At 61.1% G+C, this 24455-nt stretch carries 24 protein-coding genes and 1 pseudogene; 11 read left to right on the top strand and 14 right to left on the bottom strand.

The window, feature by feature from the left end; translation table 11 throughout:
- The first annotated feature begins 124 nt into the window (after nucleotides 1-124).
- From ISN39_RS11860 to ISN39_RS11875, 4 genes and pseudogenes are all read left to right on the top strand, one after another.
- Nucleotides 125-436, top strand: a complete 312-nt coding sequence (locus ISN39_RS11860) for a hypothetical protein (RefSeq protein ID WP_239599483.1) — start codon at nucleotides 125-127, stop codon at nucleotides 434-436.
- Nucleotides 437-601: 165 nt separating this feature from the next.
- Nucleotides 602-944: pseudogene (locus ISN39_RS11865) on the top strand (hypothetical protein).
- 140 nt (nucleotides 945-1084) lie between these two features.
- On the top strand, nucleotides 1085-1996 hold the full coding sequence (locus ISN39_RS11870) for a sugar kinase (protein WP_194727622.1): 912 nt from the start codon (nucleotides 1085-1087) through the stop codon (nucleotides 1994-1996).
- 135 nt (nucleotides 1997-2131) lie between these two features.
- Nucleotides 2132-3310: a glycosyltransferase family 1 protein gene (locus tag ISN39_RS11875; protein ID WP_194727623.1), complete on the top strand. Its 1179-nt coding sequence runs from the start codon at nucleotides 2132-2134 to the stop codon at nucleotides 3308-3310.
- 4 nt (nucleotides 3311-3314) lie between these two features.
- Here the strand turns inward: ISN39_RS11875 and ISN39_RS11880 are convergent, their stop codons facing one another.
- Nucleotides 3315-4328, bottom strand: a complete 1014-nt coding sequence (locus ISN39_RS11880; RefSeq protein ID WP_194727624.1) for an alpha/beta hydrolase — start codon at nucleotides 4326-4328, stop codon at nucleotides 3315-3317.
- A gap of 158 nt (nucleotides 4329-4486) precedes the next feature.
- Between ISN39_RS11880 and ISN39_RS11885 the strand changes: the two genes are divergently transcribed.
- Nucleotides 4487-4927 carry a MarR family transcriptional regulator gene (locus ISN39_RS11885; protein WP_194727625.1) on the top strand — a complete coding sequence of 147 codons (441 nt, stop codon included), beginning with the start codon at nucleotides 4487-4489 and terminating at the stop codon, nucleotides 4925-4927.
- A gap of 497 nt (nucleotides 4928-5424) precedes the next feature.
- Nucleotides 5425-5862, top strand: coding sequence for a hypothetical protein (locus tag ISN39_RS11890; protein WP_074061913.1), 438 nt, complete (start codon nucleotides 5425-5427; stop codon nucleotides 5860-5862).
- 104 nt (nucleotides 5863-5966) lie between these two features.
- Here ISN39_RS11890 and der read toward each other — a convergent pair whose 3' ends face one another.
- The 3 genes from der to ISN39_RS11905 all read right to left on the bottom strand — a co-directional run bounded on the left by der (nucleotide 5967) and on the right by ISN39_RS11905 (nucleotide 8770).
- On the bottom strand, nucleotides 5967-7385 hold the full coding sequence (der, locus tag ISN39_RS11895) for a ribosome biogenesis GTPase Der (RefSeq protein WP_194727626.1): 1419 nt from the start codon (nucleotides 7383-7385) through the stop codon (nucleotides 5967-5969).
- 15 nt (nucleotides 7386-7400) lie between these two features.
- Nucleotides 7401-8084, bottom strand: a complete 684-nt coding sequence (locus ISN39_RS11900) for a tetratricopeptide repeat protein (protein WP_194727627.1) — start codon at nucleotides 8082-8084, stop codon at nucleotides 7401-7403.
- 101 nt (nucleotides 8085-8185) lie between these two features.
- A complete protein-coding gene (locus tag ISN39_RS11905) occupies nucleotides 8186-8770 on the bottom strand; it encodes an NnrU family protein (RefSeq protein WP_194727628.1) in 585 nt (194 codons plus the stop codon).
- A gap of 120 nt (nucleotides 8771-8890) precedes the next feature.
- Between ISN39_RS11905 and ISN39_RS11910 the strand changes: the two genes are divergently transcribed.
- Nucleotides 8891-9889, top strand: a complete 999-nt coding sequence (locus tag ISN39_RS11910; RefSeq protein WP_194727629.1) for a polysaccharide deacetylase — start codon at nucleotides 8891-8893, stop codon at nucleotides 9887-9889.
- A 246-nt stretch (nucleotides 9890-10135) separates the two neighbouring features.
- On the opposite strand, the gene sbmA is transcribed toward ISN39_RS11910, so the two are convergent.
- Nucleotides 10136-11401, bottom strand: a complete 1266-nt coding sequence (gene sbmA / locus ISN39_RS11915; RefSeq protein ID WP_194727630.1) for a peptide antibiotic transporter SbmA — start codon at nucleotides 11399-11401, stop codon at nucleotides 10136-10138.
- Nucleotides 11402-11521: 120 nt separating this feature from the next.
- Nucleotides 11522-12703, bottom strand: coding sequence for a YbfB/YjiJ family MFS transporter (locus ISN39_RS11920; protein ID WP_194727631.1), 1182 nt, complete (start codon nucleotides 12701-12703; stop codon nucleotides 11522-11524).
- Nucleotides 12704-12860: 157 nt separating this feature from the next.
- Between ISN39_RS11920 and ISN39_RS11925 the strand changes: the two genes are divergently transcribed.
- Nucleotides 12861-13451: a PadR family transcriptional regulator gene (locus tag ISN39_RS11925; protein WP_194727632.1), complete on the top strand. Its 591-nt coding sequence runs from the start codon at nucleotides 12861-12863 to the stop codon at nucleotides 13449-13451.
- 109 nt (nucleotides 13452-13560) lie between these two features.
- Here the strand turns inward: ISN39_RS11925 and map are convergent, their stop codons facing one another.
- The 7 genes from map to ISN39_RS11960 form a co-directional block, all read right to left on the bottom strand.
- Nucleotides 13561-14319, bottom strand: coding sequence for a type I methionyl aminopeptidase (gene map / locus ISN39_RS11930; RefSeq protein WP_039845544.1), 759 nt, complete (start codon nucleotides 14317-14319; stop codon nucleotides 13561-13563).
- A gap of 41 nt (nucleotides 14320-14360) precedes the next feature.
- On the bottom strand, nucleotides 14361-15422 hold the full coding sequence (locus tag ISN39_RS11935; RefSeq protein ID WP_194727633.1) for an LLM class flavin-dependent oxidoreductase: 1062 nt from the start codon (nucleotides 15420-15422) through the stop codon (nucleotides 14361-14363).
- A gap of 358 nt (nucleotides 15423-15780) precedes the next feature.
- Nucleotides 15781-16248 carry an SRPBCC family protein gene (locus ISN39_RS11940; RefSeq protein WP_074069110.1) on the bottom strand — a complete coding sequence of 156 codons (468 nt, stop codon included), beginning with the start codon at nucleotides 16246-16248 and terminating at the stop codon, nucleotides 15781-15783.
- 103 nt (nucleotides 16249-16351) lie between these two features.
- Nucleotides 16352-17611, bottom strand: a complete 1260-nt coding sequence (locus ISN39_RS11945) for an RNA polymerase sigma factor (RefSeq protein ID WP_194727634.1) — start codon at nucleotides 17609-17611, stop codon at nucleotides 16352-16354.
- Nucleotides 17608-17982, bottom strand: coding sequence for a YciI family protein (locus tag ISN39_RS11950; RefSeq protein ID WP_022714124.1), 375 nt, complete (start codon nucleotides 17980-17982; stop codon nucleotides 17608-17610). Before ISN39_RS11950 ends, ISN39_RS11945 begins: the two co-directional genes overlap by 4 nt.
- A gap of 142 nt (nucleotides 17983-18124) precedes the next feature.
- Nucleotides 18125-18679 (bottom strand): TetR/AcrR family transcriptional regulator, encoded by a 555-nt coding sequence (locus ISN39_RS11955; RefSeq protein ID WP_194730167.1) that lies wholly within the window; start codon nucleotides 18677-18679, stop codon nucleotides 18125-18127.
- A 15-nt stretch (nucleotides 18680-18694) separates the two neighbouring features.
- On the bottom strand, nucleotides 18695-19156 hold the full coding sequence (locus tag ISN39_RS11960; protein ID WP_194727635.1) for a nuclear transport factor 2 family protein: 462 nt from the start codon (nucleotides 19154-19156) through the stop codon (nucleotides 18695-18697).
- Between the two features lie 165 nt (nucleotides 19157-19321).
- On the opposite strand from ISN39_RS11960, the gene ISN39_RS11965 reads away from it, so the two are divergent.
- The gene (locus ISN39_RS11965) at nucleotides 19322-20347 is read left to right on the top strand and encodes an acyltransferase family protein (RefSeq protein ID WP_194727636.1); all 1026 of its coding nucleotides are present in this window, start codon (nucleotides 19322-19324) and stop codon (nucleotides 20345-20347) included.
- 30 nt (nucleotides 20348-20377) lie between these two features.
- On the opposite strand, the gene glpK is transcribed toward ISN39_RS11965, so the two are convergent.
- Nucleotides 20378-21871, bottom strand: coding sequence for a glycerol kinase GlpK (gene glpK / locus ISN39_RS11970; RefSeq protein WP_194727637.1), 1494 nt, complete (start codon nucleotides 21869-21871; stop codon nucleotides 20378-20380).
- A 221-nt stretch (nucleotides 21872-22092) separates the two neighbouring features.
- On the opposite strand from glpK, the gene ISN39_RS11975 reads away from it, so the two are divergent.
- Both ISN39_RS11975 and xdhA read left to right on the top strand, forming a co-directional pair.
- Entirely contained in the window at nucleotides 22093-22869 is a 777-nt protein-coding gene (locus tag ISN39_RS11975) for a 3-hydroxybutyrate dehydrogenase (RefSeq protein WP_092585026.1), read from the top strand.
- A gap of 29 nt (nucleotides 22870-22898) precedes the next feature.
- Entirely contained in the window at nucleotides 22899-24365 is a 1467-nt protein-coding gene (gene xdhA / locus ISN39_RS11980) for a xanthine dehydrogenase small subunit (protein ID WP_074069117.1), read from the top strand.
- Nucleotides 24366-24455 lie beyond the last annotated feature (90 nt).

The following is a 24455-nucleotide window of genomic DNA, read 5'->3' on the forward strand; positions in this document are numbered from 1 at the left end:
CCAGCGCCTGCCCCGGAGCGGAACAATCGCGCTCCGGGGCAGTTCTCCCTTACACAAGCATGCGGGTCACAGCAGGGTTCCGAAGGAGGAGAAATTGCTCAAGCTGATATCCAATGCCGGCCTTGTGCTGGCGCTCACACTCGGGGGCGCTGTCGCGCCCGCGTCCTTTGCTCAGGCTCAGGACGTCCAGTTCCGTATCGGCCCGGACGGTGTGCGTATCTACGAACGCGATCGCGATCGCTATGATCGTTATCGCGACGACGACCGCCGGGGCTGCAGCCCGCGCGAGGCACAAATCGCCGCTCGCGATTCCGGCCTTCGCCGGCCTGAGGTCGTCCGTGTGACGAGGCGCAGCGTCACGGTGCAAGGCTGGACCCGTTATGGCCCGGACCGCATCGTCTTCGCCAACCGCCGCGGCTGCCCGGAGATCGGATAGGCAAACGAACGATCTGCGACATGAGCCCGCCGTCACGCCGGCGGGCTTTTTCACCAACTATACTGGGTCGGCGCCCCGTTCGGTGAGCCTGTAACGTCTTGACGATTGCCCTTCACTGGCCTCCGCTAAGAGGATTCTACCCAAACATGGTGGGGGATTCTTTTCATGAAACACACGGGCCTAAACGCTGCCGCAGCTGCTGCAGCGCTGCTTTTTGCCACCGCCTTTCCGGCCCAGGCCGAAGATCTGACGTTCAAGCTCATCAACGGCACCCAGTCCCAGCTGACGCGTTTCTACACCTCTCCGACGGGCATCTGAAGAGTGGGAGGATGATGTCTTCGGCGAGCAGGTCCTGAAGCCGGGCGAAACGATCAGCATCACCATCGCCGATGGCCGCGATGTCTGCAAATACGACATGCGCTTCGAATTCGACGAGGCTTCCGACCTCGATTCGACCGAGCACACGCAGGATCTCTGCCAGCTCGGCAGCTACACGATCCACGAATAGCAATCCGCCGTTAAACCTGCCTCGCAAACAGGGCGCGGCTGGCTTTTCCGGTAGCTGCCGTCCTACCGGCAAGGCCTGCGCTTGCCTCCAAACGTCTCTGCGCGTAATCAGCAGACGCGGAGAATTTTCGGGAGGCAGTTTTGAACGGACGGTTCTTATCGATCGGTGAGTGCATGGTGGAGCTTTCGCAGGCAGGCGGCGGCCTGCTGAGAAAGGGTTTCGCCGGCGATACGTTGAACACCGCCTGGTACGCTCGCGCCTGCATGCAGCCCGCCTGGAGCGTCGATTATTTCACCGCGCTTGGCGATGACGCCATGTCGGACGAGATGATCGCCTTCTTCGAAGAAGCAGGCATCGGCACGAAGCTCATCAGGCGCATCAAGGGCAAAGCGCCCGGCCTTTACATGATCAACCTCAGGAACGGCGAACGCACCTTCAGCTACTGGCGCGACAACTCCGCCGCCAGGCAGCTTGCCGCCGATCCCGACCGATTGCGCGAAGCGATCGAAGGCTCGGACGTCGTCTATTTTTCGGGCATCACGCTCGCCATTCTGCCGCGCGAAGACGCCGACACGCTGCTTGCCGAAACCCGCCGCGCCAAGGCCGCGGGAAAATTCGTGGTCTTCGATCCGAACATCCGCCCGCGCCTGTGGGCGAGCTATGACGTCATGCATACGACGATCAGCGAAGGCGCCCGCTCCTCTTCCCTCGTCATGCCGAGCTTCGACGACGAGGCCTTGCATTTCGGCGACGACTCCATCGAAGCCACCATCCATCGCTACCGTGCCCTCGGCGCACCGAACGTGCTGATCAAGAACGGCGCCGACGGCGCGACGCTGAACTTCGCCGGCCAGCAGAACTTCGTGCCGGCCGAAACGGTCAACGAGGTCGTCGATACCACCAGCGCCGGCGATAGCTTCAACGGCGCGTTCCTCGCCAAATATCTCGAGACGAAGGATGCGGTCGCCAGCGCCTGTTTCGCAGTGAAGGTTGCCGCGCGTGTCGTCAGCGAGCACGGTGCACTCGTGGCGAAGGATAAGCTCGGGCTCTGAGCCTCGATCGGCAGCCTGTAATAAATCCATCACAGAAAAGCCTCAAAATAAGCACGCGGGAATCACGTTCCTTTCGCCCGCTTGGGGTTGTGCCGCTGCCGTCCGATATGGCGTGGCGTGGATGGAAAACGGGACATGCTGCAACATCCGTCGAATAACTATCGCGGCGAGAGCTGGGCCAATACCGCGCCTGGAAGCTTGCCCGAGAGGCTGGTGATCGTCACCGACGCCTGGCATCCGCAGGTCAACGGCGTTGTCCGCTCGATCGAGAATACCAACCGCGAACTCGCGAAACTGGGGGTCGAAGTGTCCATGGTGACGCCCGAGCGCTTCAGTAGCTTCCCCTGCCCGACCTATCCGGAGATTCGCCTTTCGATCGCCAATTACCGCCGGGTCGCCCGCGAGATCGAAAAGCACAAGCCGTCCTATGTGCATATCGCCACCGAAGGCCCGCTCGGGCTGACGGCGCGGCGCTGGTGCCTGAGGAACCGCATGCCGTTTTCCACCAGCTACCACACGCGCTTCCCGGAATATGTCTCGGCCCGTCTGCCCATCCCGAAGCGCTGGCTCTACGCCTTCGTGAAGTGGTTCCACAATTCCGGCGCCGGCTGCATGGTGGCAACGCCGAGCCTTGCCCGCGAGCTATCGGAAAAGGGCATCCGCAACCTGATGCCCTGGAGCCGCGGCATCGACGCCGCGCAGTTCCGCCCGATGGAACTGGAAGAAAAGCCTTTCGGCCTGCAGCGCCCCATCTACATGACGGTTGGACGGGTGGCGTTGGAAAAGAACCTGCCCGCCTTCCTCGATCTCGACCTGCCCGGCTCCAAAGTCGTGGTCGGCGACGGCCCTGCCCGCGCCGAGCTGGAAAAGCGCTATCCAGACGTGCTCTTTACCGGCCTGAAATTCGGCGAGGAGCTTGCCAGGATCTATGCACAGGCCGATGTCTTCGTCTTCCCGTCGCTGACCGATACCTTCGGCAACACGATCCTGGAAGCGCTCGCCTGCGGCGTTCCCGTTGCCGCTTTTCCCGTCACCGGCCCGCTCGACATCATCGGCGAGGATGGCGAGGTCGGCGCACTGGACGCAGACCTGCAGGCGGCCTGCCTCGGCGCATTGTCCGCCTCACGCGAGAAGGCACGGGATCTTGCCCTGCAATATTCCTGGGAAGCGGCAACGCAGCAGTTCATCAACAATATCCGCGCCGCCAACGGCGTCATTACGCCGAAATGGAAGAAGGCCTGGCAATATGCCAAGACCTTGCCCAAAAGCAGAAAGGCCGGCGATGCCGCCGGCCCGATGAAATCCGGAACCTGATTTTTTACTTGTGCAGGGCGCTGCGCAGCGTGTCGTTGGCAAGCGTGATGGCGCTGCGGACGGCCGGGGTTTCGCTGATGGCGTTCAAGAGCACGAAGTCGTGGATCGTGCCGTTATAGCGGACCGAGGTGACCTTCACGCCGGCCTGCGACAGCTTGCGGCCATAGGCCTCGCCTTCGTCGCGCAGCACGTCGTTCTCATCGGTGATGACGAGTGCCGGCGGCAGGCCGTTCAGCTGTTCCAGCGAAGCGTTGAGCGGCGTTGCCGTCGGCTCCTTACGCTTGGCTTCGTCCGGCAGATATGCGTTCCAGAACCACTTCATCGCTTCCTTCGTGAGCCACGGGCCGTTGGCGAATTGATTGTATGAGCGGGTCTCAAAGTTGGCGTCGGTGACCGGGTAGAACAGTACCTGCTGATTGATGGCTGGGCCGCCGCGCGCCTTGGCAAGCAGGGTGACGGCCGCTGTCATGTTGCCGCCGACGCTGTCACCGGCAACGGCAAGGCGGCTCGCATCGACCTTGAACTCCTTGGCATGCTCTACGACATACTTCGTTGCGGCATAGGCCTGCTCGATGGCGATCGGATAGCGCGCCTCGGGTGAACGCTCGTAGTCGACGAAAACGACCGCAGCGTTGGCGCCATTGGCAATCTCACGGACGAGGCGGTCATGCGTATCGGCATCGCCCAGCACCCAGCCGCCGCCGTGGAAATACATGACGACCGGCAGCGCAGCCTTGGCATTTTCAGGGCGGACGATCCGGAGCTTGATGCTGCCCGTCGGGCCGGCCTTGATCGTCTTGTTTTCTTGATGGACTGCGGGCTTCTTCACCTCGCCCTTCTGCGCGCCGACGAGAATATTGCGGGCCTCAGCCGGAGAGAAGGTGTAGATCGGCTTGCTGCCGGCAAGTGCATCGATCAATTTCTGCGTGGCCGGTTCCAGCACGGGATCGGCAGCGGCGCCAAGGGCGGAGGCGGCCAGGATCGTTGCTGCGGAAAGTGCGGTCTTGATGGTCGACATCGTCTTGTCCTCTCAGTTTGCTGTTCGTTGCGAACGGCCTTTGTATCGCGCACGATTGTTTATTGCACAATTAAGAATGACGCATAGCTGCCATGCTCTAAAATCGCTTGCTATTATTTATCGCGCGATTTAAATTGATGTGTTTCCGGAGAAATGCCATGCAGGAGCAACCAAAACTCGACAATTTCATCTGCTTCGCGATGTATACGGCAAGCCACGCGATGAACCGCGTCTACAAGCCGTTGCTCGACGCGCTCGGCCTCACCTATCCGCAATATCTGGTGATGGTCTCGCTCTGGCAGGAAGACGACCAGACCGTCGGCGGCCTTGGCGAAAAGCTCTTCCTGGAATCGAGCACGCTTACCCCTTTGCTGAAGCGCCTCGAAGCCGCCGGTTATATCCGCCGCGAGCGCAGTAAGGAAGACGAACGCGTCGTCGTCATCCGCCTGAGCGGCGAAGGCATCGGACTGCAAGAAAAGGCCTGCGCGATACCCAATTGCATCGCCGGCGCTACCGGCCGGGACGCCGCCGGCCTCGCGCGCCTGCAGGCCGAGATCGTGGCGTTACGCGAGGCGTTGAATAGGAGTGTGGCGGCCTGAGAAGGGCGAGTGTTAGCTTTGAGTGACAGCCACCGACTTCGCCTTCCGGCTTAAACGGCCATACCAAAAACGTCGACGACTCTCTCAGAACCAGACATCAGCGACGGTGCGCAACGCCATAGCGGCGGCAGACGGCGCAATCGCAAATCGTGGCACCGATATCTGTGCTCGAAACTTTGAGCGCGCAGCGCCCCAATGACAGGAGCCACGCGTAATCTGAGGTGCCATGTGTGTCGGCAGTCGGCAGTGCCATGGTTGCCCTTTCACTTTTGTTCGTCCCAGCATGTTTTGCAGAGCAAAAAACGATGACTTTACCGGTCGGTGGATCATGATCGCCTGCCCAGCAAATCAGGCCCCGGCCCAAAAACGCTGCCGATGACGCAAAAAGCCGCCTCGATGAGCATCGTGATTGGACTTCCGCGCCCGCTGGAGTCAATCTTATTTCAGGGCAAAAGTGTAAGGGGGCGGAGCAGCCATCGTCTGAATCGGAGGCTAAAATGAAACATCAAGCACTTGACCAACTGCGGACCGTCGCAAACGTCAACCCGGATCAGCCGCGCCGGCCGATGTCGCGCAGCGAGCGCCTGCAGCGCTGGGCAGAGATCCTCGAGCAGTTCCCGAACCGGCATCTCTCGACACTGCACCAGACAGAATATCAGCCGGAAGCAGGGCGCGACATCATGCGCGCCGACAATTCGCCGATCTCCGTCGCGTTCAAGGATCCTGTGCTGCGTGCAGCCGGGATGGAAAACGACACCTATGGCGAAGCAAAGCGGTTTTTCGAGTTGACCGACAGGGAGTTGCATAAGGTCATCTGCTACTGCCACTTCGGCGCTACGGTAAACGCTGCAACCGCTGCCCGGCAAATCCGCTCTTTCTACGCTGAAGGAAAGCGCGGCATGCTCCATCGGCTGCGCGCGGCGTTCCTCGACTAGGAGCGCCAAGGTTCCGTAGGGTCATTGCTGGAGCGGCCCGGTCGGCAGCTCCAGCTTTTCCGCGCGCCGTGCGGCGCGCATTTCCGAACAGGAGCGAAAGGCGGCTATCGCTTCTTCTTCGACTCGTACGGATTGTCCGGCGAGCGGTAATGGATGCGGATCGGCACGCTCGGCATGTCAAAATCCTCGCGCAAACCATTGATGAGATAGCGCGTATAGGATTCCGGCAGCGCATCGGAACGCGTGCAGGAAATCATGAAGGCCGGCGGGCGGGCCTTTACCTGCGTCATGTATTTCAGCTTGATGCGGCGGCCGGAAACGGCCGGCGGCGGGTGCTGCACCTGCTGCTGCTCCAGCCAGCGGTTGAGCCGCGCCGTCGAAATGCGCTTGTTCCACACCTTGTCGGTATCGATGATCGACTGCATGAGCTTGTCGAGCCCGCGGCCGGTCTGGCCGGAAATCGGAACGGCGCGGATGCCGCGTGCCTGCGGCAGCAGGCGATCGGTCTTTTCGCGCAGGTCGGCGAGGACCGCTTGCGGATCCTCGATCATGTCCCACTTGTTGAAGGCGAGAACGGCCGCACGGCCTTCGCGCAGTACCAGGTCGACGATGTGCAGATCCTGTTTCTCGAAGGGGATCGTCGCGTCGAAGACGACGACAACAAGTTCGGCAAAACGGATCGCGCGCAGCGCATCGGCAACTGAAAGCTTCTCCAGCTTTTCGATCACCCTCGCCTTGCGGCGCATGCCGGCGGTGTCGAACATCTTGATCGTGCGGCCGCGCCAATCCCACTCGACGGAGATGGAATCGCGCGTGATGCCAGCTTCCGGCCCGGTCAGCAGCCGGTCTTCGCCGAGGAAGCGGTTGATGAGCGTCGACTTGCCGGCATTCGGCCGCCCGACGATTGCAACGCGTAGCGGCTTGGTATCGTCGTAGGCGGGCTCTTCGTCCTCTTCCCCCTCCACTTCGGACCGCGCAACGTCCACGTCGGTAACGGCGACGTCTTCCTTAGACGGATAGGCGCGCTCCTTGCCGAGCGCGGCGACGATCGCGTCGCGCAGGTCGAGCATGCCCTGCCCGTGTTCGGCCGAGATCGGCGTCGGTTCGCCGAGACCGAGCGTGTAGGCGTCGTAAAAACCGCTGTCGGAGCCCTTCGCTTCGGCCTTGTTGGCAACAAGCACCACCGGCTTGCCGCGACGGCGCAGCATTTCGGCCAAGGCGGTATCGACCGGCGTCAGACCGGTCTTGGCATCGACGACGAACAGCGATAGATCGGCCTCGTCGATTGCCGCTTCCGTCTGGGCGCGCATACGGCCCAGCAGGCTTTCGGCATCGGCCTCTTCGAGACCGGCGGTGTCGACGATCGTGAACTTAAGGTCGATCAGCCGCGCATCTCCCGGCCGGCGGTCGCGGGTAACGCCCGGCGTATCGTCGACGAGCGCCAGCTTCTTCCCAACCAGGCGGTTGAAAAGCGTCGACTTGCCGACATTCGGGCGACCGACGATCGCGACCGTAAAGCTCATTAGAGATCCTTAGATTCAGCCCTGCGCGGCGGGCGCCTTGCCGGATGCGGTGATATTATCAAGCATGATCTGGGCGCGGTTTGCAATGTTGCGCGGGCTTGCGGCATCGTCGGCGATCGCCTGATACCACTGGCGGGCCTGCGCCATGTTGCCGGCCTTGTATGCGGCAAGGCCCAGCGCTTCGCGGGCCGAGTGGCGGAAGGCGTTCGCCGGAATGGCCATTTCCTCGACGGCGGCGGAAACCTGCTCGTAAGTGCCGCTTTCGATCAGCAGCCAGCCGGCGCGCATCCTGGCGGCATCGCGGACGGCTTCCGGAACGGACTGGTCCTTGCCGATCGCTTCGAACGCGGCGATGGCCGCGGCATTGTCGCCCTTCTGCGCCTGAACCGAGGCCGCACGCATGCGGGCGAGAACCGGATAGGCGCCGTGGCCTTCCTTTTCGAGCGTGGCGAGCGCGGCAAGCGCCTCGTCGCTCTTGTTCTCGTCGGCAAGCTTCATCGCCGCCAGGAACTGGTCGCCGGTGCCGGACGAGCGGTTGTCGTCCCAGTAGTCAAAGGCAACTTTGCCAGCCGTACCGACCACGATCAGAACGGCGATGGCGATGACATAGCGGCCGAAACGGCGCCAGGCGCCCTTCATCTGGTCGGAACGAAGTTCCTCGTTGACTTCACGGATGAAGCTGTCGTCGTTGAATGCCATTCTCGTCTCCGGCACGGATAAGCCCATTGCATGCGTTGCCGCATATTGTGGGGCCTTCTACTCCATTTTGCGCCACTTGTAAGGGGGATCGCAAAGATTCGTCACACGGCAAGCGGCGAAACGCCGATCAGCCATTCGTGCACTCTCCAGATCAGCAGCCCCCAGGCAACAACGCCGATGACGGCGGCATAAAGATCATACTTGGCTGAAACGAAGGGCCGCAGCGTCAACTCGCCCGCCCGCTCGCGCCGCTTCAGCGAGATGCGGAGAATGACGCCCCAGGCGAGGAAGGCCGCAAACAGCAGAACGGACGAGGTCTCGCCATTGGCAAGCAGATGCGAAAGCGCCCAGATCTTCACCGAGAGCACCATCGGATGCTTGGTCCGAACCGCGATGTGCCCCGCCGGCAGCAGCGAGGCGGCAAGACAGATGAGCGCAATCAGCATCAGCGTCACGGCGATATGCGCCATCCACACCGGCGGCATGTACAGCATGCCGGTCACCTGCCGCGCCTGGCCAAAACCGTAGACCAGCAGGATCAGCGAAAGAAGGCTTGCGATCGAATAGGCGATCTTCCAGCCGTTCTCCCCGAGGCTTGCGATCATCGATTGGCGGAAACCGGGCGCGACCACCCGCACCAGATGGATACCGAGGAAAAGTATGATGCCGACGATAAGCAAGGCCATGGCGCGCGTCTCCTATCCGTTTCCCGAGGCTTAGCCGTAGCCGCAGGAAAATGCCAGCGGCACCGCAGCTTTGCCGCAATTCTGTAACAGGAAAGCCGCAAACAAATTTTCGCGGTGCCCATGTTTCGTTTCATTTTCCCTGCCTGCCTCGCCTTTTCCTTTGTCACCTCCCTTCCCGCCCAGGCAGCCGACCAGCCGCCGAAGCAGCTGGTGATCGTGTCCTTCGATGGCGCCCATGACAACGCGCTGTGGCAGAAGAGCCGCGAGATGGCAGCAAGAAATGGCGCGCACTTCACCTATTTTCTCTCCTGCACGTTCCTGATGAATCAGGTTGCGAAGAACGCCTACCAAGCCCCTCATCAGAAACGCGGAAAGTCCAATGTCGGCTTTGCCCAAAGCGACGACGAAATCCGCGAGCGGCTCGGCAACATCTGGCATGCGCATCTCGAAGGCCACGATATTTCGAGCCACGCCTGTGGCCATTTCGACGGCCGCAAATGGAGCGAGGCCGATTGGTCCGCCGAATACGCGACTTTCAAGGCGACGCTGAAGAACGCCTGGAAAAGCGTCGACCTCAAAGAGCCGCAAGGCTGGCAGGATCTGGTCGAGCACGGCATCAAGGGTTTTCGAGCACCTTATCTTTCCGCGACGGCGGGCGGCGACATGATCGCTGCGGAGAAGAAGGCGGGCTTTTCCTATGACGCCAGCCTCGTCACCAAGGGTCCGGCCACGCCCGTCGTCGAAGACGGCATCATCCGCTTCGGCCTGCCGCTGATCCCCGAAGGTCCGAAGGAAAAGCCGGTTATCGGCATGGATTACAACCTCTTCATCCGCCACTCCAAGGGCGAAGAAGACAAGACTGACAGCAAGGTCTTCGAAGAGCGCGCCTACGTGGCTTTCAAAGAAGCATTCGACAGGCAATATGCCGGAGACCGCATTCCCCTCCAGCTCGGGTTCCACTTCGTGGAAATGAACGGCGGCGCCTATTGGCGCGCGCTCGACCGCCTGGTGAGCGACGTCTGCCGCCGAACGGATGTCGCCTGCGTCAGCTACGCGGAAGCGATCCCGATGATCGAGGCGCGCGGGAAATTGCACGAACAGGAAACTTCGGGGCTTTGAGCGACGCCTCTGCGCGCCCTTTGAAACTCCTGCCGGCCGCGCCCTCGACCGACCTTCGGGCACCTTCTCCCCGCTGGGGAGAAGAGCAAAGCGGCGCGCCACTCTTATTGCTGCGCCCAGCATTCATCAGCGACACCGCCACCCCCCATCTTTCGAGTGACGCAAACGTCACCACGAGTGCCGGGGCAGGCGGATGAGGGGTTGCCGCAAACGGGACGCTCCCTCCAGCTTAGCGCGACCCAAGTCTTAGCCGTCCGATTGGACGACGCCCTCACGCTCCAGATAGCGCTGATCGATCTCCGGCAACGGCTCGTCGTCGATCGCCGCCTCGAAGGCCTTGAGACGCTTGTGGATCGACAGAAGCTCGATGATCGTCGTCCAGGAATTGACGAGATACTGGAAGGAGTTGCTGACCTGGCCGAAGGCCGTCAGGATCTGCTGATAGATACCATAGGTGATCTTTCCCGCCACGATCGTCGGCACCAGCATGAAGGTCACGAACAGCGCGTCGGCCTGCAGATAGAAGTAGCGGGCAACGTTGAAATAGAGATAGTGGAAATACATCCGGAAATAGTTGCGGCGGACGTTCGCAAACAGCTCGTTGACCGTCGGCGGCTGGGCCCGGTCGGCATAATCTTCGCCGTAAACCAGTTCCTTGCGGTAAGCAGCTTCCACGCGCTGGTTGCGGAAGTTCAATCCCGGCAGCTTGATACCGGCGACGGCGAGAAGCACCGTTCCGAACGCGGACCAGAAGAGTGCCAGCCAGAACAGCGTATGCCCAATTTCACCGACGATCGGCAGTTCGGAGACGTAACTTGAAAGGGCAAACAGGATCGGCAGGAAGACGATGAGCGTCATCACCGAATTGATCAAGTTGATGCCAAGGCCTTCAAGAATGCTCGAGAAACGCATCGTATCTTCCTGAACGCGCTGCGCAGCACCCTCGATATGGCGAAGCTTCTCCCACTTGGACATGTAGAAATCATTCATGGCCGTTCGCCAGCGAAACACATAATGGCTGGTGAAGAAGTCGGTGATGATTGAAACGAACATGCTGAGAAACGCGATCTGCGCAAAGATCAGCATAAGGCTATAGAAGTCCCAGACGGTGACAGGGGCCGTTTTCGCTAGCGCATTCTGCAACGTATCACCAAACGGACGGCGCCAGTTGTTGATGGCAACGGAAATCTGAACCCCGAAATATGTCGCCATGATAATGAGCGCAGAACCCCAAACGGACCAGATCCTCCAAGGATGGTCTTTCGCTCGCAGGTGCCAAAAACCGCAGAAGAGACCAACGCATATCAGGAAGAAAGCATAAAAAAACAGATTGTCGGGCAAGAGGAAAAAGTCGAGTCCGATTGGGGGCGCCTGCCCCTCGGGAAGCGGCCCGAAACCAAGAGAAAGTCCCGTCGATTCTCCGACGCCATACCAGATGGCGATACAGATAAGTGCCCAGATGGCTACTGACGGGAAGAAGAGTTTCGGCTGCGGGAAGAAGGAATGGAACACGAGCAGTCGCTTTCCTGAACTGGAATCTTGGGAGTATCAGCTAACTGATTGTGCCGGAAACTATGGCAGTTCGAAGAAGGCAGCAATGGGTTCGGCCCATTGTTACGCATTTGTAACGGCTTATCCCAATCTCTTGATGACGGGCAGTACGAGGGCGGCGCACAGGATGAGGGCTGCGGTAGCGATAAAAGTTGGCATGGTGAAGCTGCCGGTCTGCTCGGCAATCCAGCCGGCAACTATGGGGCCGATGATCTGGCCGAGACCGAAGGCGGCGGTCATTGTCGCGAAGATTCGGCGCGCGCTTTCCGGAGCCAGCTTGCGGCCGATCTGCAGCCCGTAGGCGGTGATGGCGAGGAAGGTGGCGCCGAAGAGAGCGCCGCCGATCAGCGGCGCCATCGAATGCGGCAAAAGCACGGTCGCGAGAACCCCGACCGCCTCCATCAGCAGGGCGGCGACATAGACCCAGCCGAGGCCAAGCAGATATACCAGCGGCCGCCATGCAAAAAGCGCAACGGCTGCCGTGAGCCCAGCGATGAACCAGCAGAGGAATTCGACCGTCTGCCCCGCCGCGTCCATGCGCGCGATTGTGACAAGGAAGGTCGCGGTGATCACGTAGCCGAAACCGAAGATGCCATAGGAAAGCGTGAGCAGGGCCACCGGCGGTTTCCAGACGATCGGCGGCTCCACGCCGGCATTGCCTGAGCGTATCGGCGCAGATGGCAGCAAAAGCCAGACGGCGGCGAAGCTGATTGCCGAAAAGATCGCACCGCCGATCCAGTCGGCTCGCCAGCCGGAGGCGCCGGCAAAGATGAGACCGATCAGCATCACCATGACCGAAGAGAGCGCAATGCCAGCCCCCGGGCCGCCGAAATGCGCCGCCTGAACGTGATCGTTGCCCGCCGCAGCGCCATGGCTCAAGACGATCGACGAGGTGAAGATCATCGCAAATGCGCTTGCCAATCCGGCCAGAAAACGGATGGTAGCGAAGACCGGAACGGAATTCGTGGCGGCCATGGCGGCAAGCAGCAGCGCGTTCGCCAGAAGCGCCGAGAGCGCGACCTTGCGTTCGCGGCCAGCGGCCCAGCTGTAAGTGGCAAGCACGGCGCCCGCGAGATAGCCTGCGAAATTGGCCGAAGCGATGAAGCCTGCATCGGCCGCCGAAAGCGGCACGCCGCTCATCATGCCGGGCAGGATCGGCGTATAGGAAAACCGCCCGAAACCCATGGCCGCCGACATCGCGATCATGCCGGCAAGCGCCGTCCGGAAGAGGTTCACTGGTTCGGTATCGCTGCGTACCAACATGCTTGGCTTTATCGCGCTGCACAACGGCCGGGACAAACGAGAAAATCTGATCGATCGATCAATTCCACAAATCCTCGGCGCCTCTTGAAACGACATATCTTACGATATATGTTTTACGATATAGTGAACGATACATCGAGTGACAAAGGAACGAACCATGAGAGGTTTCAGAGGTAGCGGCATGTTCGGTGAAGCGATGCGGATGGGAATGGGCCGCAAGTTTTCGGCTGGTGATCTTCAACTGGTGCTGCTGGCGCTGCTCGACGAGCGGCCACGTCATGGCTACGAGCTGATCAAGACCCTGGAGGAGCGCTCGGGCGGATTCTACGTTCCAAGCCCGGGCGTCATCTATCCGGCGCTGACCTATCTCGAAGAGACGGAACTGGCGGAAGTCCAGATCGAAGGCACCAAGAAGCTCTACAAGATCACCGAACGCGGCAGGCAAAAGGTCGAGGAGAATCGCGCCATGATCCAGCACACGCTGAACAAGCTCGAGCGCATCGGCGAGAAGATGGCTTTCGTCAACCGCATGTTCGATCCGGACCACCACGGCCGCCACCGCGACGCCGAGGACGAGGAGGATTTGATGCGCGACAACGGCGACATTCGCGCCGCCCGCACACTGCTGCGTGCCGCACTCAGGATGCGTTACCCGTGGTCGAATGCCGAAGCCGCCCGCATCGCCGGCATCCTGGAACGCGCCGCCACGGAAATTCTGCAGGGTGGCAAGCCGGAGACGAAGCGGTAAGGCAGGCTTCCTCTCCCACAGGCGAGAGGATACGAAATCTTGTGCTTGGCCACCGGCCAAGGTTTAGAGCTCGTTGGTTAGGGTGACACTACCTCGCGAGAAATCGCCGCTAAACCCCGCCATCCGGCAGCGTCAAAATCAGCGGCCCGTTCCGGGTCGCCACCACCGTGTGCTCGAACTGCACGGTTGGGGCCTGCGGGTCGGCGTAGAGCGTCCAGGCATCGTCGCCGCCTTCGGCCCATGTCGCGCCGAGCGACAGGAAAGGCTCGACGGTAAAAACGAGGCCTTCGGTCATCATCCGCTTTTCGGAAGGATCGGGCCAGGTGGAAAGCTCGGCCGGCTCCTCGTGCAACGAGCGGCCGACACCGTGGCTCGCGAGGTTGGCGACCAGTGTATAGCGGTTCTTTGCCGCAAAGGCGCCGACGGCCTTGCCGATCTTCGCCAGCGGCTCGCCGGCCTTCACCTGATTGAGGCCGACCCAGAGCGCCCGCTTGCCGTCGCGGCAGAGCCTCTCGATCTTCGGCTTGACCGGCGGCACGGTGAAGGAGGCGCCGGTATCGGCGAAGAAACCGTCCTTTTCGGCCGAGACGTCGATATTGATGAGATCGCCCGGGCGGACCATGCGCGATCCCGGAATGCCATGGGCGATTTCCTCGTTGACGCTGATGCAGGTCGCACCCGGAAACTGATAGCAGAATTCCGGCGCCGAACGCGCGCCCGCATCTTCCAGCACCTTGCGGCCGATCTGGTCGAGTTCCAGCGTCGTCATGCCGGGCTCGACTGCTGCCGCCATCACCTGAATGGCATTGGCGCAGATGCGGCCGATCTCCTTGAGCTTTACCAGTTCGTCGTCGTTTTCGATTACCATCGCTTTTCCCGGCCGGCCGCAAGGCGCAGGCCATTGCGGGTTCAGGCCGTGGCTTTCGCCCCTTCGCCCTTATCAGTCAATGCCTTTCTGACAAGCGGGGCCACTTTCGTGCCGTAGAGCTCGATGCCCCGCATCACCTGATCATGCGGCATGAGGCCGATGGCCATCTGCAGCAGGAAGCGATCGTTCCTAAAGATCTTGTGATGTGCGACGATCTTTTCGGCCACGACCTCCGGGTCTCCGACGAAGAGCGCGCCGGAAGGGCCGCGCGACATATCGAAATGCGCCCGGCTCGTCGGTCCCCAGCCTCGCTCGCGGCCGATGCGGTTCATGACCTCCGCCTGCGGGCCGTAGAATTGATCGGCGGCCGCATCCGTCGTGTCGGCGATGAAACCGTGGACGTTGATGCTGGTCTTCAGCTTCGCCTGGTCCTGCCCTGCCCGGCGCGCAGCCTCGCGATAGAGATCGAAGAGCGGCGCAAAGCGGCGCGGCTCGCCGCCGATGATCGCAAGCGCCACCGGCAAGCCGAGCGCACCGGCGCGCGCCACCGATTGCGGCGTGCCGCCAACAGCGATCCAGAGTGGCAACGGGTCCTGCAGCGGGCGCGGATAGACACCGCGGCCGTTGACCGGCGCCCGCAGCTCGCCCTGCCATTTGACGGTCTCGCTTTCGCGGAGCGTCATCAGCAGATCAAGCTTCTCTTCAAAAAGCTGGTCGTAGTCTTCGAGGTTGTAGCCGAAGAGTGGAAAGGATTCGATGAACGAGCCGCGCCCTGCCATGATCTCGGCACGACCGTTGGAAATCAGATCAAGCGTCGCAAACTGCTGGAACACGCGAACCGGATCGTCCGATGAGAGCACGGTCACGGCGCTGGTCAGCCGGATATTCTTCGTCTTGACCGCAGCCGCGGCAAGCGCAACGGCGGGCGCGGAGACGGCATAGTCGGGCCGATGATGTTCGCCGAGCCCGAAGACGTCGAGCCCCACCTGATCGGCAAGCTCGATCTCCTCGATCAGATGCTTGAGCCGATCGGCTCCCTCCGCACCCTTGCTGCGCTCAGGGTTCGGATTGACGTCGGCAAAGGTATAAAGGCCCAATTCCATAATCGGCATCCCGTTGAATGTGCCCATGGAGATAAGAAGACAAGCAGCGGAGGGCAACCGGAAATTCTGGAACGGACCGTTCGATGGAGTTGATGGGTCATTGCCCGGTACTTGAATGGGAAGCTGCAAGTCCGCTGGCAGGCTGCAGAGTTTCTCGGCTTGCGGACGCAAGCGGGCTGGATTCCTGTGCTCGCCAAGGAACAGCCACAGCAAGCCAGCGGGCGAAAAACTCGCATTTCTACTGTAAAATGAACCACTTCGCAGCTTCAACGGAATCAATTTCCGAACAGCTTTACAATGATAATGACCGGTCAGGAGAGCGGCGTTCAGCACCGATCTCCTGCTCCATTGCGGAAAGTCAGATGCGGGCCAGAAGCTCGGCGAGCTGATCGGCAGCCTTGCCCCAGCCTTCGTGGAAGCCCATCTTTTCGTGCTCTTCCTTGTCTTCGGCCCGCCAATGCAGTGCCTTGGCGGTGTACTTGGTCCGGCCGTTGCCGAGGTCTTCGAGAAGCACCACGGCGGTCATGAAGGGTTTTTCGGATGGAACCCAGGCGCTGGTATAGGCGTCAGTCAGGACGATCTTCTCGTTTTCGACGACTTCCAGATAGACGCCGTGGTTTGGAAATTCCTGGCCTTCCGGGCTGCGCATGACGACAAGGCTCGAACCGCCCGGGCGAACGTCGCTTTCGACCTTGGACACGGTCCAGGGGCGCGGGACGAACCATTCCTTCATAAGTTCCGGATCGGTCCAGGCCTTGAATATCTTTTCGCGCGGGGCATCGAATTCGCGGACGAGAACGAGTTCATGTTTTGCATCGGCAATCATTTCAGCATTCCTCCTGTTGAGCGAAACCTGTTTTCCATCAGGTTGTTACAAAGACGTGTCGCCATTTGCCGTTCCGACATCGCCCACGATTATTTCTTGAAGTTTATTTCGCAACCGGGTGTGCCGGCTCGCTCTGCAGCTTGTCGATCTGCAGGCGGATATGAGCCGCTTCGGCAGCGGAATTTGCAAGCGCGATCGCGCGGTCGAAGGCTTCGCGCGCCTCCCTCGCCCGGCCCATCTGCTTCAGCAGGCCGCCGCGCAGGCCATGATAGTAGAAATAGCCGTCGAGCTTTTCACCGAGCGTTTCGACAAGCCGCAAGGCCTCCTCCGGTCCCTTGAGCTTCGAAATCGCAACCGCCCGGTTGAGCGTGACGACCGGGGACGGCTGAAGGCGCTCGAGCACGCGGTAGAGCAGATCGATCTCTTCCCAGTCCGTGTCTTCAGCTCGCTTCGCCCGAGAATGGATAGCCGCAATTGCCGCCTGCAACTGATAGGGTCCGGGCCGGCGGTGGCGGATCGCCTTGTCGAGCAGATTCAGCGCTTCGTTGATCAAAGCATGATTCCAACGCGAGCGGTCCTGATCTTCGAGCAGCACCAGTTCGCCATTTGCGTCGAAGCGCGCGTCGCGCCGCGAGATCTGCAGCAGCATCAGCGCCAAGAGCCCCATGATCTCCGGCTCGCCCGGAAAGATGCGAAGCAGGAGACGGCCGAGCCGGATCGCCTCGTCGCTGAAGGCGGCAGCCTCGCGTTTCGGATCGCCCTGCGAATAGCCCTCGTTGAAGATCAGGTAGATCATCGTCGAGACGATCGACAGACGCTGCGCCCGCTCCTCGGGACCCGGCGTCTCGAACGGCACGCCGGCTTTCGCGACGCGTGCCTTGGCGCGGGTAATCCGCTGCTCCATGGCACTTTCGCCGACGAGAAAGGCCCGCGCGATTTGCTGCACGGAGAGCCCGGAAACGATGCGCAATGCCAGCGCGATCTGCTGGGTGGCCGGCAGATCCGGATGACAGCAGATGAAGAGCAGCCGCAGGATATCGTCGCGATAGTTGGATTCGTCCAGCCGGTCGGCGATATCGCTTTCGGCATCCTCCTTGTCGGAAATCAGGTCTTCATCCGGCAACGCCTGGGTCTTTGCCTGCTTGCGCACGGCGTCGATACCGCTGTTGCGGCCGACGAAGATCAGCCAGGCGATCGGATCGCGCGGCGGGCCTTTGTCCGGCCAAGTGCGGATTGCCCGCAGACACGCCTCTTGAAACGCTTCTTCCGCAATGTCGAGATCGCGGAAGTAACGCAGCAGCGCGCCCAGCGCCTTCGGCCGGGCAGCAGTCAGCGCAACGTCGATCCAGGCGATATCCGTCATGTCGAGGCTTCTCCGGGCCGGAAAACGTAAAACGGCCGAATTTCATAGGACGTCGAGCCTGGATTGACCGCCGACAGCTCCTTCGAAAAAGCGATCGCCTCGTCCAGGGTCTCAAAATCGACGACGTAAAAACCGAGAAGCGCTTCCTTGGTTTCCGCGAAAGGACCGTCGAGCACGAGCGGTTCTTCCTTGCCCTTGCGCACGGTGGTCGCCGCTGTCGTCGGCATCAGCCGGCCGGTCGGACCGAGTCTTCCGGCCTGAGCGACGGGGGCCTGCACGGCATGGAGCTTCGCCATGACGGCGTCTTCTTCCTCCTTGGACCAGGAGAAAACCGTCTCTTCATTGGCATAGCAAAGGATTGCGTAAAGCATCTCTCACTCCTCTTCCTCAATGACGAAGAAGTAACCCGGCATCCGACAGGGCGCAGCAAAAAATTATCGTTGAGAAGATCGGCAAGCCGTAATGGTGAAAGACCCGCGATCGCCGGCAGCCGCGTTGCCGCACCGGCTATGTTCAAGACGTGATCAACCGCTTCGCCATCTGATCCAGCGCCCGCTTGAACAAGGCCTTGTCATCGAGCGCACGCGACAGCACAAGAGCCCCCTGTATTCCGAGCACGGCGTTCTCCGCCGTCGCGCTCGCCTCGCTGGCCGGGCGGCCGCTGCGGACAAGGGCACCGGCGAGCGCATCGATCCACCGCTGGAAATAGCCGTTGATGGTGGCCGCAAATCGTTCACGGGTTTCATCCAGCGCGAAGGCGCCGACCAGGCAGATACGGCCGCCGGAGCGGAAATAGGCGTCGGCGTTCTTCCACATTGCCGCGATCGCTTCGGCAGGATCGTCGCGGCGCAGCGGCTCGTAAACGAATTGTTCGAACCAGGTGTCAACATCGGCGAGTACGGCTGCTGCCATCTCTTCCTTTCCACCGGGAAAGAAGTGATAGAGGCTGCCCTTGCCGATGCCCGTCCGCTCGGTGATCCGGCTGAGCGTCGCCCCTTCGAAGCCCAGCTCGCGGAAGATTTCCGCAAGCAGCGGTACGACGTCAGCGCGTTCGTAGAGCGTTCTCAGAGCTGCCACCTTCCTTCAGAGACCAAGGTCGGAGAGGCCGGGATGATCATCCGGCCGCCGGCCGAGCGGCCAGTGGAATTTGCGGTCCGATTCCTTGATCGGCAGATCGTTGATGCAGGCGAAACGCCGCTGCATCAAGCCCGCTGCATCGAATTCCCAGTTCTCGTTGCCGTAGGAGCGAAACCAGTTGCCGCTGTCGTCATGCCACTCATAGGCGAAGCGCACGGCAATGCGGTTCTCGCCGAAGGTCCAGAGTTCCTTGATCAGGCGATAATCCAGCTCCTTTGCCCATTTGCGCGTCAGGAACGCAACGATCTCCGCGCGGCCGTTTATGAATTCCGCCCGGTTCCGCCAGCTGCTGTCCGGCGTATAGACGAGCGATACCCCTTCCGGATTGCGGCTGTTCCAGCCGTCTTCTGCCATGCGGACTTTCTGCGTTGCGGTTTCCGGTGTGAAGGGCGGGACGAGTGCGCTCATGATCAGCTCCTGTACTGATTAGAATGCATTGTACCTATCAGTACAGAATTAGCAAGCGGCCTTGCTGCGCATTCCATCCCATGAAGAGATTGGCGATACGCCCACGCTTTTGACGCATTTCGTCTATTTGTTTCCTGCTGCAGTGCACGGTTAAGAGAGGGACCCATGCGGCAGGAAAAGACCCGCATCGATTGGCTCGACATCGCCAAGGGAATGTCGATCATCCTCGTGGTCATCTACCACACGCTCCTCTACCACGACTTCCACGAGATTGCGCCGGACCTTTATGCCCGCATCAGCGGCATCATGACGCCGATCCGGATGCCGCTGTTTTTCACCGTCTCCGGCTTTCTTGCGGCATCGGCCGTACGGGCGCCCTGGCGCGACTTCCTGAGCCGGAAGATCTGGCTGCTCATCTATCTCTTCGCCGTCTGGAGCACCGCGCGCTGGCTGTTCTTCCACTATATCCAGACCAATGCCCTGGTACCGGCCGAAGGCAGCGATCCCTACCAGCTGATCGAGATGTGGTGGGCGCCCAATACAGGCATCTGGTTCATCTGGGCATTGGCGATCTTCATGGTCGCCACGAAGCTTCTTTCTTCCGCCCATCATGCGACGGCGGTCGCGATCGCCGCCATGGTCTCGATCCTGACTTTCGGCGAGCATCTGCAGATCGATCTCTTTACCCATCGCAATGTGCTGCAGTATTTTGTCTTCTTCCTCTTCGGTTGCTGGTACGGAAAATCCGTGGTCGGCACGATCACGCAGCGCCCGCTTCTGATGGCATTCGGCGGCTTCCTGCTGTTTGCGGCACTCTATCTGTTGCGCTGGCGGCTACAGGCCATCGAGAAAGGCAGTTGGGCGCTGCTCTCTTCCATCGCCGGTCTGGCATGGCTTTGCGGAACCGCCGTACTGATGTCGCGGCTGCAGCCAGTTCGGCACGCTTTCGCCTATTTCGGGCGTAACACGCTTCCGGTCTATGTGACGCACGTCATGATTGTTTCGCTGCTGGTGGCGGCGATCGCAACGCTGGTGAAGGCGCACGCGGCAAGCGGCTATGTGACCGCGCCTCTTGTCGTGATCGTCGCGATCGGCCTGTCGCTCGCCATCAAGGCCGTTGCCGATCGCAGCGGCGCCGGCTGGCTCTACGTTCCCCCCGCAAGGCGCAAGCGGGAAGCGATTGCCGCTTGAAGCGGGCGATAGCCTGCGCCAAAACAAACGCTAAAGTTCGCTCAGCGTCCGCTTCACAGCATTGCGCCATCCCTTGACCTTCGCGGCCCGCGTCTTCTCATCCATGTCCGGCTCGAAGCGCCGGTCGCGTTTCCACGTGGCGGAGAAGGTCTTGCGGTCGGGCCACACACCCGCCCTGCTCCCGGCAAGCCAGGCAGCACCGAGGGCGGTGGTTTCGAGGATGACCGGGCGATCGACGGGAGCTTCGAGCAAGTCTGCCAGCCGCTGCATCGTCCAGTCGGAGGCGACCATGCCACCGTCGACGCGCAGCACCGTGTCGTCCTTGCCGTTCTTCCAGTCCTTTTGCATGGCATCAAGCAGGTCGCGGGTCTGGTAGCAGACCGCTTCGAGCGCCGCGCGGGCGAATTCGGCTGGACCGCTGTTGCGGGTGAGGCCGAAGATCGCGCCGCGCGCCTCCGGGTCCCAATGCGGCGCGCCAAGTCCGGTGAAGGCGGGGACGAGATAGACCTCTTGTGTCGGGTCGGCCCGTTCCGCAAGCTCGCCGGTCTTCGAAGCGCGGTCGATGATCCCGAGGCCGTCGCGCAGCCACTGCACGGCCGCGCCCGCAATGAAAATCGAGCCTTCGAGCGCATAGGTCGTTTCGCCGTTTAGGCGGTAAGCGATCGTGGTGAGCAGCCGGTTCTTGGAGCGCACCAAGTCGGCGCCGGTGTTCAAGAGCGCGAAGCAACCTGTGCCGTAGGTCGATTTCATCATGCCAGGCTCGAAGCATGCCTGTCCGATGGTCGCGGCCTGCTGATCGCCGGCTACGCCGAGAATCGGGATCGCGGCGCCGAATATCGAGGCATCGGCAACGCCGAACTCATCCGCACAGTCCTTCACCTGCGGCAGCATGGCGGCCGGCACGCGCAGGATTTCGAGCAGGTCTTCGTCCCATTTGTTCTCGGCGATATTGTACATCAGCGTGCGCGAGGCATTCGTGGCGTCGGTGACGAAGTTCTTGCCGCCGGTCAGCCGCCAGATCAGGAAGGTGTCGATGGTGCCGAAGCAAAGCTCGCCCTTGGCGGCACGCGCCCGAGCTCCCTTCACATTGGCCAGCAGCCAGGAAAGCTTGGTGCCGGAGAAATAGGGATCGAGGATCAGCCCGGTCTTCTTCGTGAACGTCCTTTCGAGGCCCTGGCGCTTGAGATTGTCGCAGTAGCTCGCCGTGCGGCGGTCCTGCCAGACGATGGCGTTCTGGATCGGCTTGCCGGTCTCGCGTTCCCAGACGACAACAGTCTCGCGCTGGTTGGTGATGCCAAGTGCCGCGATGTCTTTGGCTTCGATCTTCGCCTCGCGCAGCGCCATGTGGATGGTGGAGACCACCGAATCCCAGATCTCCTCCGGATCGTGTTCGACCCAGCCGGAACGCGGATAGATCTGCGTGAACTCCTTTTGGCCCGCGCCGGCGATCCTCATCTCGCTATCGAAAATGATCGCCCGCGTCGATGTCGTGCCTTGATCGATCGCCAAAACATATCCGCTCACGCCTGTCCCTCCCATGCGCATTGCTTTGTTGCAGAAATCAATAAGGCACCAAAGCGAACGTGAAAAGAAAATAAAACGAAAAAGAAGCTGCGCCCGTCCCGCCCTCGGCTGCTCTCCTTCCAGCCTGCAAATCGTCTCTCCCGCGCGATTGCCAGAAGCGCTGCTTTGGGCATAACCTTCGCGATATTGCGTCGCGAAAACAAGCCATAGGGAAGAACAGCATGAAGAGAACCGTTGTCGTCACCGGATCCACCAGCGGCATTGGGCTTGCGATCGCCACCGCCTTTGCCGGAAAGGGCGACAATGTCGTCATCAACGGCTTCGGAAAGGCGGACGAAATCAAGGCGATAGTGGAGCGGCTTGAATCGCTTTCCGAGGGAAGTGCCCTCTACCACCCAGCGGATATGACGAAACCCGCGGAGATCGCAGACCTGATCGCCACGGCGGCGAAGACCTTCGGCACCGTCGACGTGCTGGTCAACAATGCCGGCATCCAGCATGTCGAGAAGATCGAGGATTTCCCGATCGAGAAATGGGACCAGATCATCGCCATCAACCTGTCGAGCTCGTTTCATACGATGCGCGCCGCCATCCCGCAGATGAAGGCGAAGAAGCATGGCCGCATTATTAATATCGCCTCGGCGCACGGCCTCGTCGCCTCGCCTTTCAAATCCGCCTATGTGGCCGCAAAACATGGTATATTAGGCCTGACGAAGACAGCGGCGCTCGAACTTGCCGAATTCGGCGTGACGGTAAACGCCATCTGCCCCGGCTATGTGCTGACGCCGCTCGTCGAAAAGCAGATACCGGATACCGCCAAGGCCCGCGGAATGACGGAGGAACAGGTGAAGACCGAGGTCATCCTCAAGGCCCAGCCGACGCGCGAATTCGTCAAGGCCGAGGAGATCGGCGCCATGGCGCTCTACCTCGCCAGCGACGACGCCCGGCAGGTGACCGGCACCCACATCTCGATTGACGGGGGCTGGACTGCGGCATAACCATTTCAAAAACAAGAACAAGGAACAACATGAAAGACAGCATCCGCTTCATCCTCAACGGCGAGGACATCACGCTGAGCGATGTCCACCCCTCCGAGACGCTTCTCGATTTTCTGCGGTTGAGGCGCCGGCTGACCGGCACGAAGGAAGGATGCGCCGAGGGTGATTGCGGCGCCTGCACGGTGCTCGTCGGCCGGTTGCTCGACGGCAAGCTCTTCTATGAGACGGTCAATGCCTGTATTCGCTTCTTAGGATCGCTGAACGGAACGCATGTCGTCACCGTCGAGCATCTGGCCGCCAGGAACGGCACACTGCATCCGGTACAGCAGGCGATGGTGGACTCCCACGGTTCGCAATGCGGCTTCTGCACGCCGGGCTTCGTGATGTCGCTCTATGGCCTGTGGCTTTCCAACGAGAAGCCCGGACGGCCCGAGATCGAAAAGGCGCTTCAGGGCAATCTCTGTCGCTGCACCGGTTACGAGCCGATCGTCAAGGCGGCCGAAGCCGTCAGCCGCGCGCGTCCGAGCACGCTCTTTGATCCGCTCGAAAAAACCCGCTCCGAAATCGTCTCCAGGCTCTGGGCGATGCAGACACGCGAAACGATCACCATTGTTTCCGGCGAGGACCGGCTGATCGTTCCCGGCTCGGTCGAGGCGTTGGCGCGCGTTCTGGCCGATGAACCGCAGGCAACCGTCATCGCCGGTTCCACCGATGTCGGACTCTGGGTGACGAAGCAGATGCGCGCCTTGAGCCCCGCCATCTTCATCAATCACCTGAACGAACTGCAGGCGATCAAGACCACGGATGGCGGCGTGACGATCGGTGCGGGCGTCACCTATACCAAGGCTTTCGAAATCCTTGCGCCGAAGGTACCGACGCTCGGCAATCTCATCAACCGCATCGGCGGCGAGCAGGTGCGCAACATGGGTACGATCGGCGGCAATATCGCCAACGGCTCGCCGATCGGTGACAGCCCGCCGCCTTTGATTGCGCTCGGCGCCACGCTGAAGCTGCGCTCGGCAACGGGCACGCGCATGCTGCGGCTCGAGGATTATTTTATCGAATACGGCAACCAGGACCGCAAGCCTGGCGAATTCGTCGAGAGCGTCTTCATGCCCTACCCGGCCGAAGGCAGCCAGTTCGCGGTCTACAAGATCACCAAACGTCGCGACGAGGACATCACTGCCGTGCTCGGCGCCTTCTATCTAACACTCGACGAGGCAGGCGACGTCAACGACATCCGCATCGCCTTCGGCGGCATGGCCGGAACGCCGAAGCGCGCCCGCACCGTCGAATCCGATCTCATCGGCAAGCCGTGGAACGAGGAAACCGTCGACAGAGCACGCGACGCCTTCGACGCCGATTTCCAGCCGCTGACCGACTGGCGCGCCACCGCCGAGTACCGGCAACTGACGGCAAAGAACCTGCTGAGGCGCTTTTACCTGGAAACGGTTGGAACGCCAGTGGAATTGAAGCGGTTCGAGGGGGTGGCGTGATGACGATCATCAACATCGCCGCAAGCAGGCCCCCTCATCCGGCTGCCGCCACCTTCTCCCCGCCGGGTCCGTCATGCTCGGGCTTGAGCC

The organism is Rhizobium sp. 007, from assembly GCF_015353075.1.
In the GTDB taxonomy this organism is placed as follows: domain Bacteria; phylum Pseudomonadota; class Alphaproteobacteria; order Rhizobiales; family Rhizobiaceae; genus Rhizobium.